This is a genomic window from Antiquaquibacter soli, assembly GCF_030580675.1.
GTDB classification, from domain to species: Bacteria; Actinomycetota; Actinomycetes; order Actinomycetales; family Microbacteriaceae; genus Rhodoglobus; species Rhodoglobus soli.
On record NZ_JAUQUB010000001.1, the window covers coordinates 1,809,573 to 1,821,217 of the forward strand.

General features: G+C 69.1%; 14 protein-coding genes. 8 read left to right on the forward strand and 6 right to left on the reverse strand.

Annotated elements, in window-relative coordinates:
- Together Q5716_RS08930 and Q5716_RS08935 are read left to right on the forward strand one after the other, a co-directional pair.
- Positions 1 to 1,014 (forward strand): mechanosensitive ion channel family protein, encoded by a 1,014-nt coding sequence (locus Q5716_RS08930; RefSeq protein ID WP_305002724.1) that lies wholly within the window; start codon positions 1 to 3, stop codon positions 1,012 to 1,014.
- Positions 1,011 to 1,448 carry a globin gene (locus tag Q5716_RS08935; RefSeq protein WP_305002725.1) on the forward strand — a complete coding sequence of 146 codons (438 nt, stop codon included), beginning with the start codon at positions 1,011 to 1,013 and terminating at the stop codon, positions 1,446 to 1,448. The genes Q5716_RS08930 and Q5716_RS08935 overlap by 4 nt, the downstream gene beginning before the upstream one ends.
- Before the next feature lie 3 nt (positions 1,449 to 1,451).
- Here Q5716_RS08935 and Q5716_RS08940 read toward each other — a convergent pair whose 3' ends face one another.
- Positions 1,452 to 2,309, reverse strand: coding sequence for an SDR family oxidoreductase (locus Q5716_RS08940; RefSeq protein WP_305002726.1), 858 nt, complete (start codon positions 2,307 to 2,309; stop codon positions 1,452 to 1,454).
- Between the two features lie 95 nt (positions 2,310 to 2,404).
- Between Q5716_RS08940 and Q5716_RS08945 the strand changes: the two genes are divergently transcribed.
- From Q5716_RS08945 to Q5716_RS08960, 4 genes are all read left to right on the forward strand, one after another.
- Positions 2,405 to 2,767, forward strand: a complete 363-nt coding sequence (locus Q5716_RS08945; protein ID WP_305002727.1) for a winged helix-turn-helix transcriptional regulator — start codon at positions 2,405 to 2,407, stop codon at positions 2,765 to 2,767.
- Between the two features lie 108 nt (positions 2,768 to 2,875).
- Positions 2,876 to 4,540, forward strand: coding sequence for an FAD-binding dehydrogenase (locus tag Q5716_RS08950; RefSeq protein ID WP_305002994.1), 1,665 nt, complete (start codon positions 2,876 to 2,878; stop codon positions 4,538 to 4,540).
- 37 nt (positions 4,541 to 4,577) lie between these two features.
- The gene (locus Q5716_RS08955) at positions 4,578 to 5,204 is read left to right on the forward strand and encodes a DUF2510 domain-containing protein (protein ID WP_305002728.1); all 627 of its coding nucleotides are present in this window, start codon (positions 4,578 to 4,580) and stop codon (positions 5,202 to 5,204) included.
- The gene (locus Q5716_RS08960; RefSeq protein WP_305002729.1) at positions 5,204 to 5,752 is read left to right on the forward strand and encodes a DUF2510 domain-containing protein; all 549 of its coding nucleotides are present in this window, start codon (positions 5,204 to 5,206) and stop codon (positions 5,750 to 5,752) included. Before Q5716_RS08955 ends, Q5716_RS08960 begins: the two co-directional genes overlap by 1 nt.
- 16 nt (positions 5,753 to 5,768) lie before the next feature.
- Here Q5716_RS08960 and Q5716_RS08965 read toward each other — a convergent pair whose 3' ends face one another.
- A complete protein-coding gene (locus Q5716_RS08965; protein WP_305002730.1) occupies positions 5,769 to 6,452 on the reverse strand; it encodes a DUF8185 domain-containing protein in 684 nt (227 codons plus the stop codon).
- Positions 6,453 to 6,473: 21 nt separating this feature from the next.
- On the opposite strand from Q5716_RS08965, the gene Q5716_RS08970 reads away from it, so the two are divergent.
- Complete coding sequence (locus tag Q5716_RS08970) at positions 6,474 to 7,352, forward strand: acyl-CoA thioesterase (protein WP_305002731.1); 879 nt, start codon at positions 6,474 to 6,476, stop codon at positions 7,350 to 7,352.
- The gene (locus Q5716_RS08975) at positions 7,349 to 8,101 is read left to right on the forward strand and encodes an SDR family NAD(P)-dependent oxidoreductase (RefSeq protein WP_305002732.1); all 753 of its coding nucleotides are present in this window, start codon (positions 7,349 to 7,351) and stop codon (positions 8,099 to 8,101) included. The genes Q5716_RS08970 and Q5716_RS08975 overlap by 4 nt, the downstream gene beginning before the upstream one ends.
- Before the next feature lie 5 nt (positions 8,102 to 8,106).
- Here Q5716_RS08975 and Q5716_RS08980 read toward each other — a convergent pair whose 3' ends face one another.
- From Q5716_RS08980 to Q5716_RS08995, 4 genes are all read right to left on the reverse strand, one after another.
- A complete protein-coding gene (locus tag Q5716_RS08980; RefSeq protein WP_305002733.1) occupies positions 8,107 to 8,583 on the reverse strand; it encodes an acyl-CoA thioesterase in 477 nt (158 codons plus the stop codon).
- A gap of 78 nt (positions 8,584 to 8,661) precedes the next feature.
- A complete protein-coding gene (gene ettA / locus Q5716_RS08985; protein ID WP_305002734.1) occupies positions 8,662 to 10,344 on the reverse strand; it encodes an energy-dependent translational throttle protein EttA in 1,683 nt (560 codons plus the stop codon).
- 67 nt (positions 10,345 to 10,411) lie between these two features.
- Positions 10,412 to 10,885, reverse strand: coding sequence for a DUF6993 domain-containing protein (locus Q5716_RS08990; protein ID WP_305002735.1), 474 nt, complete (start codon positions 10,883 to 10,885; stop codon positions 10,412 to 10,414).
- Positions 10,886 to 10,956: 71 nt separating this feature from the next.
- Positions 10,957 to 11,454, reverse strand: a complete 498-nt coding sequence (locus Q5716_RS08995) for a single-stranded DNA-binding protein (RefSeq protein ID WP_305002736.1) — start codon at positions 11,452 to 11,454, stop codon at positions 10,957 to 10,959.
- Positions 11,455 to 11,645: the final 191 nt, after the last annotated feature.

The following is an 11,645-nucleotide window of genomic DNA, read 5'->3' on the forward strand; positions in this document are numbered from 1 at the left end:
GTGTTCGACCCGATCGCGTTGTTCGAGAGCCTGCCCCACCTCGTGCAGGTGCTCATCCAGGTCGCGCTGATCATCGTGGGAGCCGTGCTGCTGCGCGTCGTCCTCCAGTTCGTGATCCGGCGCGTCGTGAACCGGGTGGTGTCCGGCGTGAAGAGGAAGCACAACGTCGACGACACTCGAGAGCTCGAGGCATCCCCGCTCGCGGCTGTCCGCCTGGTCCAGCGGACGCGCTCGCTCGGGAGCGTGCTCAACAACGCGACGACGGCCCTCATCGTCGTCGTGGCCCTTCTGCTGATCTTCACGGCGGCTGTGCCGAACGCGACCGCCGCCTTCGCGCTCATCACGGCCGCGCTGGGCGCAGGTCTCGGCTTCGGCGCGCAGAACATCGTCAAGGACGTGCTCAACGGGATCTTCATCGTCTCCGAGGACCAGCTGGGCATCGGCGACGTCGTCGACCTCGGGCTCGCGACCGGAGTGGTGGAGGACGTGGGCATCCGGATCACCCAGGTGCGCGACGTGAACGGCACGCTGTGGTTCGTGCGCAACGGCGAGATACTCCGCCTCGGCAACATGTCGCACGGCTGGGCGCGCGTCATCATCGACCTCGCCGTGCCGTACGACTCCGACGTCGACGCGATCGAGGACCGCATCCTCGCCGTCGCGACGGAGCTCGCGGCCGCACCCAAGTGGAAGTACCGCATCCTGGAGAAGCCCGCGCTGTGGGGCATCGAGTCGATCTCCGCCGAGGCCATCGTCGTGCGACTCGTCGTCAAGACCCGCTCGACGGCGAAGGACGACGTCGCCCGCGAGCTGCGCGCCCGGCTCAAGAAGGCGCTCGACGAGATGGGGGTGCGACTGCCCGCGCTCAACTCGATCCAGCTGACCGGATTCGAAGGGGCGGCGGGGCTGCGGAGCCAGCGCGCCGCACGCCAGAAGCGACTGCCGAGCCTCGACGAGATCGCGCAGGAGAACGCCGAGAAGAACGCTCCGAAGACCGCGAAAGGCGACGGATGACCGCGCACGAGCCCAACCCCGTCACTCTGCGCCTCAGCGCCGGAGGCGAGTCGGCCCAAGGCAACTTCTGGGAGCAGGTGGGCGGTCGCCCCACCTTCGAGAGGCTCGTGCGGTCGTTCTACGAGGGGATCCGACACGACGAGGTGCTCCTGCCGATGTACCCGGAAGAGGATCTCGAGGGTGCGATCCAGCGCCTCACGGGCTTCCTCGAGCAGTACTGGGGCGGCCCGACGACCTACAGCGAGGAGAGGGGGCACCCGCGATTGCGGATGCGCCACCTCCCCTTCAAGGTGAACCCCGACGCTCGGGATCGCTGGCTGAAGCACATGCGGGCCGCGCTCGACGAGCTGCAGCTCCCCCCGCTGCAGGACGCGACGCTGTGGGCCTACCTCGACCGGGCCGCGCACGCCATGGTCAACACGTTCGAGGAGTAGCCCCTAGGCGAGCTCCGCCGCGAGGGTCTCGCGCAGCGGCACCGTCGGGCGGCCGAGGAGCCCGCTGAGGTCTCCCGATCCCCCTTCGAGCAGCCCGTCTCGGATGTTGCTGTCGAGGCCGACGATGAATCCGACGGTTCCCTCGTCGAGGCCGGCCGACGTCAGGGCCGCCGCGTAGTCCTCGGGGCTGAGGTCGGCGAAGGCCACCTCCGCGCCCGTGACCTCGGCGATCGCCTCGGCGAGCTCGGCGTGGGTCCAGGCGTAGTCGCCTGCCAGCTCGTACACGCGGCCCTCGTGGCCCGAGCCGACGAGCACGACGGCAGCGGCATCCGCGTAGTCCGATCGCGGAGCGCTCGCGACCCGCCCGGCTCCGGTGCTGGAGGCGAGGGTCCCGGACTCGACGGCTTGTCGCGCCGACTGGAGGTAGTTCTCGGTGTACCAGCCGTTGCGGAGGATCGTGAACGGGATGCCCGAGGCCTCGAGGTACTCCTCGGTCGCCTTGTGCTCGGGCGCGAGGATGAGCGCCGAGGTCGTGGCGCCCGGCGCGCTCGTGTAGACGATCCGCCCGACCCCCGCGGCCTTCGCAGCGTCGATCGCGTTGGCGTGCTGGGCGGCGCGCTGCCCGACCTCGGAGCCGGAGACGAGAAGGAGCACGTCTGCTCCGGCGAAGGCGGCCTCGAGGCTCGCGCGGTCGGTGTAGTCGATCTGCGCGACGCGAACGCCCTCCGCGGCGAGGTCGTCGAGCTTCTCGACGGAACGGCCGGCGGCGACGATCTCGGAGGCGGGGGTGCCGTCGCGCAGGAGCGCGTCGACGACGAGGCGGCCGAGGTGGCCCGTGGCGCCGGTGACGACGATGGTCATGGGGGTGTCCTTTCGTAGGGTTTCGACCGGCTCAACCCCGCGCTGGACGTAATGCTTCCCGGATGAGCGTACCCACTTTTTGGTAAGCTACCCACATGCAGGTGAGCACCCTCAATCGTCACGGCTTCACGGCGGGCATCCTTCCCGCCCAGTGCCCGACGCGCACCGTCCTCGACCACGTCACGAGCAAGTGGGGCGTGCTCGTGATCGTCGCGCTCTCGCAGCAGGACCTCCGCTGGGGCGAACTCCGCCGCGTCGTCGAGGGCGTCAGCGAGAAGATGCTCGCCCAGACGCTGCGCACGCTCGAGGCTGACGGGTTCGTGAACCGGGATGCCCAGCCGACCATTCCCCCGCGCGTCGACTACAGCCTGACCGAGCGGGGGCGGGCGCTCGCCGCTCGACTGCTGCCCCTCATGGACTGGATCGCCGACAACGCGGACGACATCCTGTCGAGGTAACGCGCCGCCGCGGTTCTGCTGAGCACCCCCACCTTGTCGGAACGATGAGCTGATCGTCGCTCAGCTGCCTAAGCTATGAGCATCCACCCTGCGACGAAGGAGTCCGAGATGCCCGCTGCCCCCTCGACCAGCCACGCGATCGTCATCGGGGCCGGGCTCGCCGGCCTCGTCGCCGCAGCCGAGCTCGTGGCGGCGGGCAAGACGGTGACGATCCTCGAGCAGGAGCCCGAGGCGAGCTTCGGCGGACAAGCGTGGTGGTCGTTCGGCGGGCTGTTCTTCGTCGACTCCCCCGAGCAGAGGCGGATGGGCATCCGCGACAGCTACGAGCTCGCTCGTCAGGACTGGTTCGGCAGCGCGGGCTTCGACCGCCCCGAGGACAACTGGCCCCGGCAGTGGGCTGAGGCCTACCTGCAGTTCGCGGCGGGCGAGAAGCGCGCGTGGTTGCGCGAGCGCGGCGTGTCGTTCTTCCCGGTCGTCGGCTGGGCCGAGCGCGGCGGGTACACCGCGACGGGGCACGGCAACTCCGTGCCGCGGTTCCACATCACGTGGGGCACGGGCCCGGGCATCCTGGAGCCGTTCATCCGCGCCGTGCGCGAGGGCGTCGATCGCGGGCTCGTGACGCTCAAGTTCCGCCACCGCGTGGATGAGCTCGTCGTCGAGAACGGGGCCGTCGTGGGAGCACGCGGAGCCGTGCTCGCGGATGACGCGGCCGAGCGCGGCGCGGCGAGCAACCGTGACGTCGTCGGCGACTTCGAGGCCCGGGCCGAGGCGACGATTGTCGCGAGCGGCGGGATCGGCGGCAACCACGACCTCGTCCGCCAGCAGTGGCCGACGCGAATGGGCGAGCCGCCGAAGCACATGATCAGCGGCGTCCCCGCGCACGTGGATGGCCGGATGCTCGGCATCAGCGAGCGAGCGGGCGCACACCTCATCAACGGCGACCGGATGTGGCACTACGTCGAGGGGATCACCAACTACGCCCCCGTGTGGCCGAAGCACGGAATCCGCATCCTGCCGGGCCCGTCGAGCATCTGGCTCGACGCGACGGGCTCGCGACTGCCCGTGCCCCTGTTCCCCGGCTTCGACACGCTCGGCACGCTCGAGCACCTCGTGACCACGGGCTACGACCACTCGTGGTTCGTGCTCACCCAGTCGATCATCGAGAAGGAGTTCGCGCTCTCCGGTAGCGAGCAGAACCCCGACCTGACCGGCAAGAGCGTTCGAGAGCTGCTGCGGCAGCGCCTCGGGAAGGGGGCGACGGAGCCGGTCGAGGCCTTCAAGGCGAAGGGCGAGGACTTCGTCGTCGCCAACACGCTCGACGAGCTGCTCGCCGGCATGCAGGCGCTCACTCCCGACGTGCCGATCGACGCGGAGCGCGTGCGGCTCGAGATCGAGGCTCGCGACCGCGAGCTCACCAACCGCTTCTCGAAGGACTCGCAGATCAACGCGATCCGGCAGGCGAGGAACTACCGCGGCGACAAGCTCATCCGGGTCGCGGCACCCCACCGGATCCTCGACCCCAAGGCCGGGCCGCTCATCGCGGTCAAGCTCAATATCCTCACGCGAAAGAGTCTCGGCGGCATCGAGACCGACCTGTCGGGTCGTGCGCTCTCCGCCGACGGCGCCGTCATCCCCGGGCTCTTCGCCGCCGGTGAGGCGAGCGGCTTCGGGGGCGGCGGCGTCCACGGCTACCGGGCGCTCGAGGGGACGTTCCTGGGCGGGTGCCTGTTCAGCGGGCGCACCGCGGGGCGCGCTGCCGCCGGTCGCCCGTAGACTTCAGTCGAGCATCCGTCACAGAAAGGCCGTCACCATGACGAACCCCTCGAACGCGCCCATCCCCGCCGGCTGGTACCCGGACCCCGCTGGCGGCCCCCGGAGCCGGTGGTGGGATGGCACGCAGTGGACGGAGACGTTCCAGGAGCCCTACTCCGCCGCCACTGGCACCGCCCTCAAGGCACCCGAGGGCACCAAGGCGTACAACGTGTGGATCTGGCTCGTCGTGCTGCTCCCCTACATCTCGCTCCCGTTCCTCTTCGCGATCGACCTCTCCTCCCTCGTCGACCCCCGCGTCCTCTCCGACTCGGACGCGGCCCTCGAGGCGCAGTTCGCCTTCTACCTCAACCCCTGGATCTGGGTCTCGACGATCCTCGGCTGGGCCGCATCCGCGTTCACGATCTTCTTCGCCTACCGGGACTGGAAGTCGCTTCTCGCGAGCGGAGTCCCCCAGCCCTTCCACTGGGCGTTCGCGTTCCTCAACCTCGCCGTGGGACCCGTCTACGCGATCGGCCGCGCGGTCGTCGTCAAGCGCCGCACCGGGCACGGCTCGGCCGTGCTGTGGGTGACGATCGGGATGATCGTGCTGAGCATCGTCGTCGTGATCGGCTGGACGGCGGCGCTGGTCTCCCAGATCGTTCAGGCCGCATCCACCATGCGCTGATGAGCGGCTCGACGCCACTGCCGCCCGCCGGCTGGTACCCCGACCCCGCGGGCACCCCACGGGCCCGATGGTGGGATGGCACGGCGTGGACCGACACGTACCAGCAGCCCCTGCCACCGGCAGCCCCGCGCCCGGTTCTTGTGGCTCCCGCCGGGACGAATCCCACGACGCCCTGGATCTGGGTGATCGTCGTCACTGCGGCGGCGGTCGCGGTCGTGACCTTCCTGTCGGCAACCGGGACCCCGACCACCGAGCGGAACTATCTCACCGTGGGGGACCTCATGACCGTCGGCGCCGTGCTGGTCGGTTCGGCGGTGCACACGCTATCGGCCTGGCTCGACTATCGGTCGCTCACGGCACGCGGCGTCCCCAGGCCGTTCCACTGGGCCTGGATGCTCTTCTCCCTCGCCACCCCGCTGGTCTACGTGATCGGCCGCTTCGTGGTGCTCGGGAGGCGCGGAATCGGAACCGGGATGCTCCCGCTCTGGATCACCTCCGCGATCGCGGTGGTGTCCTTCATGGCCAACGGCGTGGCCGCCCGACTCTGACGCGCTCCGACGCGCCTCAGCGCGCGAGGTTCCACGCGCGGCGCTTGACCAGCACGTGTCCTCGCTTGGTCGTGAGCCGGGTCCACGGGCCCGACTCGAAAATGCAGACCGAGTCGCCGTCGCTGAGGAAGCCGAGGCTCACCGCGGCGAACGCCGCCCCCGCCGGGATGTTGTCATGGCCGTCGAGGGTACGACCCCACACCTCGGTGCGCACGCGGTGCACGATCTGCTCCCCCGCGCTGCCCGGAACCGCCTGGGCGACCTCATCGATGCCGGCCCGGGCGACGGACTCGAGCAGATCGCCGTCGAGCGAGCCGAGCGCCAACCATCCTCCCCGCGGCGGCGAGATCGCCGCCCACGTGACGGTGTTCACCTCCATGGGGAGCGTCACCGTCACCCCCTCCGAGGGATCGGCGAGCCCAGCCGCCTCTCGCTGGCCCTCCACGCGCACGAGGAGCGAGCGCACCGGCACCACGGCGTCGAAGTCGTCCTGCGGCGCGATCGCAAAGGTCCTGAGGCCAAGCACGGTGGGGCTCTCGTCGAGCAGTCCCGCGGGATGAAGCACCGAGACGTAGACCGCGAGCACCCCCGAACCTCCGATGAGGCGCACCGACCCGTCCTGCACACGCAGGGCACGACCGAGGAATACGTGGAGGTCGTCGAGCGCGAGCGCGTCGATCAGTCGGAAGGTCCGGGTCATCAGTCTTCTAAACTACATGGCATGAGCGACCCTCTCGAAGGCTTCCTCGCCGCTCTCGCCCTCCAGGACACCGGTGCCCGGACGAGCGAGGACATCTTCACCGGGCCCAGTCAGTGGATGCCCCAGGGCCGGGTGTTCGGTGGGCAAGTGCTCGCCCAGTCGCTCGTCGCCGCGCAGCGGACCATCCCCGACGACCGTGTCGTGCACTCGATGCACGGCTACTTCCTCCGGCCGGGCGACGTCAACCTGCCCATCACGTTCTCCGTCGACCGCATCCACGACGGCCGCTCGTTCTCGACGCGGCGGACTCAGGCCTATCAGAACGGCCAGCCGATCCTCTCGATGATCGCCTCGTTCCAGGACGAGGACCCGGGCCTCGATCACCAGGTCGACATGCCCGACGATCTGCCCGACCCCGAATCCCTCCCGGCCGCCGCCGAATCGCTCGCGGGAGTCGATCACCCGGTCGCGAGCTTCTGGGCCAACGAGAGGCCGTTCGAGATGCGGCACGTGCCGTCTCCCCTTTACTTCTCGGTCGAAGGCGAGCACGTCGCGCACCAGGCCGTGTGGCTCAAGGCGATCGGTCCTCTGCCCGACGACCCCAACCTCCATAGAGCCGCTCTCGCCTACGCGAGCGACTACTCGATCCTCGAGCCGATCCTGCGCCGTCATGGCGTGCCGTGGTCGCGGCCGGGCATCCGCGTCGCGAGCCTCGACCACGCGATGTGGTGGCATCGATTCGGCCGCGTGGACGAGTGGATCCTGTACACCCAGGAGTCGCCGACAGCCGTGGGAGGTCGGGGTCTCTCCCTCGGTCGCCTCTACAGCCGCGACGGGGTGCTGCTCGCGAGCGTTGCGCAAGAGGGCATGGTTCGAGTGCCGGACGGGTCGCCTCGGTGAGGATCGAGCGCTCGGTCGCGATCGTCACGGGCGCCGGGTCCGGACTCGGGCGCGGCACGGCCCTCGAACTCGTCCACCGCGGGGCGGTTGTCGTCGGAATCGATCTGCCGGGAACCGAGGACGCCATCAGCAGGACCGGCGCGGTGCCCGCGACGGCGGACGTCGCGGACCCGGATGCCGTGGCCACCGCCGTGGCGACGGCGAGCGAACTCGGCCCGCTACGCATCCTCGTGCACTGCGCCGGCCGCGACGGAGCAGTTCGGCTCGTCGACCGTGACGGCTCGCCCGGCTCTCTCGACGCCTTCGTGGACGTCATCCGCACCAACCTCACGGGCACATTCAATGTGCTGCGGCTCGCGGCGGCGGCGATGAGCGCCACCGAGCCGGTCGACGGGGAACGCGGGGTGTGCATCCTCACCGCCTCGATCGCGGCGTGGGAGGGCCAGATCGGGCAGGCGGCCTATGCGTCGTCGAAGGCGGGAGTGGTGGGGCTGACGCTCACCGCCGCTCGCGACCTCGCCTCGCGGGGCATCCGGGTCGCCGCGATCGCTCCCGGAATCTTCGACACCCCCATGGTGGAGCGGCTGCCGGACCCCGTGCGTGAATCACTCGCGGCCTCGATCCCGAACCCGAGCCGGTTCGGTCGGCCGTCGGAGTACGCGGCTCTGGCCGCGCACATCATCGAGAACCAACTCATCAACGGCGAGACGATTCGCATCGACGGAGCCCTGCGGATGGGACCCCGCTAGCCGCGCTAGCCGCGCTTGGTGAAGACGACGGGCTCCTCGACGTAGGGCGCCCACGTCGCTCGCAACTCGTCGTCGATACGCTGAGGGCGACCTGTCGCGGCTGTCACCATCACGAGCGTCGTCGCGGCGCGCGTGAACAGCACTCGCGGCTCCACTCCCTGGGGCGAGTACAGCTCGTAGCAGATCTCCAGGCTTGCTCCGCCGATACGGCCGATCCACATCTCGATGTCGATCGGGGTGCGCATGTAGGGGATCGGCGCGAGGTACTCGATCTCCTGGCGTGCGATGAGGCTGATGACCTCAGCCCCCGGGCGCGCGTCGAGGATGGCCGTGTCGTGGCTGGCGGCGCCGCCCTCGTCGGGGCGCCAGAACGCCTGGATGCGCGCCTCTTCCAAGAGCCGCAGCATCTCGGCGTTGTTGACGTGGGCGTACGCGTCGAAGTCGCTCCAGCGGAGCGGGATGGCGACGTGGATGCGGGTCATGGGTCCACCGTAGCCGGGCGCGAGACGCGCCCGGGGATTAGCCGCGCGGAGGCCAGAAGTGGCCTCCGCCTCAGCGAGCTAATCCCTCGTGAGCTTGCGGTAGGTGCTCCGGTGCGGCTTCGCGGCGTCCGGACCGAGGCGCTCGATCTTGTTCGCCTCATAGGCCTCGAAGTTGCCCTCGAACCAGTGCCAGTTCGCCGGGTTCTCCTCCGTGCCCTCGTAGGCGAGGATGTGCGTCGCGATGCGGTCGAGGAACCACCGGTCGTGCGTGATGACGACGGCGCAGCCCGGGAACTCGAGCAGCGCGTTCTCGAGGCTCGAGAGGGTCTCGACGTCGAGGTCGTTCGTCGGCTCGTCGAGAAGCAGGAGGTTGCCGCCCTGCTTGAGGGTGAGCGCGAGGTTGAGGCGGTTGCGCTCACCACCGGACAGCACGCCCGCCTTCTTCTGCTGGTCGGGCCCCTTGAAGCCGAACTTGCTGACGTAGGCGCGCGACGGGATCTCGGTCTTGCCGACCTCGATGAAGTCCAGCCCGTCGGAGACGACCTCCCAGAGCGTCTTGTTGGGATCGATCCCCCCTCGGGTTTGGTCGACGTAGGAGATCTTGACCGTCTCGCCGATCTTGAGGTCGCCGCCGTCGAGCGGCTCGAGGCCGACGATCGTCTTGAACAGAGTGGTCTTGCCCACGCCGTTGGGGCCGATAACGCCGACGATGCCGTTCGGCGGGAGGCTGAAGCTCAGTCTGTCGATGAGCTGACGGCCGTCGAAGCCCTTCTGGAGGTTCTTGGCCTCGATCACGACCGACCCGAGACGAGGGCCGGCGGGGATCTGGATCTCCTCGAAATCGAGCTTGCGGGTCTTCTCGGCCTCGGTCGCCATCTCCTCGTACCGCGCAAGGCGCGCCTTCGACTTGGCCTGGCGTCCCTTGGCGTTGCTGCGGACCCACTCGAGCTCCTCCGCGAGGCGCTTGGCGAGCTTGGCATCCTTCTTGCCCTGGATCTCCAGCCGCTTGGCCTTCGTGTCGAGGTAGGTCGAGTAGTTGCCCTCGTAGGGGTAGAGCTTTCCGCGGTCGACCTCGGCGATCCACTGCGCGACGTTGTCGAGGAAGTACCGGTCGTGGGTGACGGCGAGCACGGCGCCGGGGTACTTGGCGAGGTGCTGCTCGAGCCACAGCACGCTCTCGGCGTCGAGGTGGTTGGTGGGCTCATCGAGGAGCAGGAGATCCGGCTTCTCGAGGAGCAGCTTGGTGAGCGCAACGCGGCGCTTCTCACCACCGGAGAGGTTCGAGACGACCGCGTCGGACGGCGGCGTGCGCAGAGCATCCATCGCCTGCTCGAGCTGGGAGTCGAGATCCCACGCGTCGGCCGCGTCGATCTCCTCTTGAAGCTTGCCCATCTCCTCGAGGAGCGCGTCGAAGTCAGCGTCGGGCTCGGCCATCGCGAGGCCGATCGCCGCGTGGCGGTCCACCTTCGCCTTGATGTCCTTCACACCCTCTTGGACGTTCTCGAGAACCGTCTTCGACTCGTCGAGCTCGGGCTCCTGCATGAGGATGCCCACGCTGTAGCCCGGCGACAGGCGCGCCTCTCCATTCGAGGGGGTGTCGAGCCCGGCCATGATCTTGAGGATCGTTGACTTTCCCGCCCCATTCGGGCCGACGACGCCGATCTTCGCGCCGGGGAGGAACGACATGGTGACGTCATCGAGGATGAGCTTGTCGCCAACGGCCTTGCGGGCGCGGACCATCGAGTAAATGTATTCGGCCATTGGTCCATTCTAGGCAGGGCGGAGACAGCCTCTCGGCAAAGGCGAGGACCGCCTCGATGGGGGCGCTCTACCAGTCGATGGGTCGCGTGACGCCGACGAGGCACCGGCCCGTGCCCAGCACCGGTGCGATGGTGCTCGTGTAGCGGATGGGTCCGAACTGACCGAGAAGGCACTCCCCCTTGATGCGCACGGAGACGACGATGGAGTCGGCAGGAATACCGATCGCCGTGTCGTCGAAGGTGACCTCCATGTCGGCCTTGTTGAAGCCGTTGTTGGCCAGGTTCTGCACGATCTCGGAGCCCGAACCCCGACCGACACCGTTGTAGTACGTCGAGTTCACGTAGTCGAAGAACTGGTGATTGGCGGCGGCGCCGCCCTCGGGGTGGAGTTCGGGAATGCGCGTGGGCTCCGGTGTCGGCGTTGCCGAGGGGCTGCCGGACACGGTGGGTACCGGCATCGGCTCGGGTTCTTGAACGCATCCGGCGAGCAGCACGGCGATCGCGGCACCAGCCGCGAGAGTGCCCCCCAGGGTGCGGCGCATGTCGTGACCTCTTCCTCTTCGCGAGCGTGCCTCGCATCGCACATCATAGGGCGGCGCGGCTGGGAGCCCGGCTAGAAAGGCACCGGTGTCGCACCCGCGTCGACGAGTGGCTGCGCCTCGTCCGAGACCGGGGCGTGTGCCATCCCCTCCGCCGGCGAGCCGGTCGCGAGAGGCGCCGACTCGACGGGATCGCCGCCGGCCGACGACGACGACACCATCGTGCGGTTGAAGGCCGTCGTGCCCCACGCGAGGTCGTGGCCCAACGCGTCGGCCTCGACGTCGACGTTCATCCCGGTCTTCTCTCCGTTGTCCCACGATCGGATGCGCAGCCGGCCGCTCACGACGACCCGCTCCCCCTTGTGCACCGACGCCGCCGCGTTGAGGGCGAGCTGCCGGAACGTCGTGATCGTGTACCAGTTGGTCTCGGCATCCACCCACTTGCTCTGCGTCTTGTCGTAGCGCCGCTGGGTCGAAGCCAACCGGAAGGACGTAATAGCGAGCCCCTCGCTCGTGACGATGTTGCGAGGGTCCGTGGCCACGAGGCCCGTGAGGCTGATCGAGTCGGTCATAGTCTTCTCCGTTTCGAGGTGGACGGGCCGGGAGGAGGCACTCGTGCCGGGAAGCCGCCTCTCCGGCCCGTGGCAGCAAGTCTCCGCGCAGCGAGCAGCCCGGCCTCTTGCCGACGACCGGACTGGGGACAGCCGGATGCCCGGCGCTCGCCTTGGGGAGCAGTGCCCTCGATGCGCCCTAGGCTGGTCGC

Excerpts from the sequence above, each read along its gene's own strand:
- Q5716_RS08935 (WP_305002725.1), top strand. The coding sequence starts at position 1,011 with ATGACCGCGCACGAGCCCAACCCCGTCACTCTGCGCCTCAGCGCCGGA.
- Q5716_RS08940 (WP_305002726.1), bottom strand. The coding sequence starts at position 2,309 with ATGACCATCGTCGTCACCGGCGCCACGGGCCACCTCGGCCGCCTCGTC.
- Q5716_RS08945 (WP_305002727.1), top strand. The coding sequence starts at position 2,405 with ATGCAGGTGAGCACCCTCAATCGTCACGGCTTCACGGCGGGCATCCTT.
- Q5716_RS08950 (WP_305002994.1), top strand. The coding sequence starts at position 2,876 with ATGCCCGCTGCCCCCTCGACCAGCCACGCGATCGTCATCGGGGCCGGG.
- Q5716_RS08955 (WP_305002728.1), top strand. The coding sequence starts at position 4,578 with ATGACGAACCCCTCGAACGCGCCCATCCCCGCCGGCTGGTACCCGGAC.
- Q5716_RS08960 (WP_305002729.1), top strand. The coding sequence starts at position 5,204 with ATGAGCGGCTCGACGCCACTGCCGCCCGCCGGCTGGTACCCCGACCCC.
- Q5716_RS08965 (WP_305002730.1), bottom strand. The coding sequence starts at position 6,452 with ATGACCCGGACCTTCCGACTGATCGACGCGCTCGCGCTCGACGACCTC.
- Q5716_RS08970 (WP_305002731.1), top strand. The coding sequence starts at position 6,474 with ATGAGCGACCCTCTCGAAGGCTTCCTCGCCGCTCTCGCCCTCCAGGAC.
- Q5716_RS08980 (WP_305002733.1), bottom strand. The coding sequence starts at position 8,583 with ATGACCCGCATCCACGTCGCCATCCCGCTCCGCTGGAGCGACTTCGAC.
- ettA (WP_305002734.1), bottom strand. The coding sequence starts at position 10,344 with ATGGCCGAATACATTTACTCGATGGTCCGCGCCCGCAAGGCCGTTGGC.
- Q5716_RS08990 (WP_305002735.1), bottom strand. The coding sequence starts at position 10,885 with ATGCGCCGCACCCTGGGGGGCACTCTCGCGGCTGGTGCCGCGATCGCC.
- Q5716_RS08995 (WP_305002736.1), bottom strand. The coding sequence starts at position 11,454 with ATGACCGACTCGATCAGCCTCACGGGCCTCGTGGCCACGGACCCTCGC.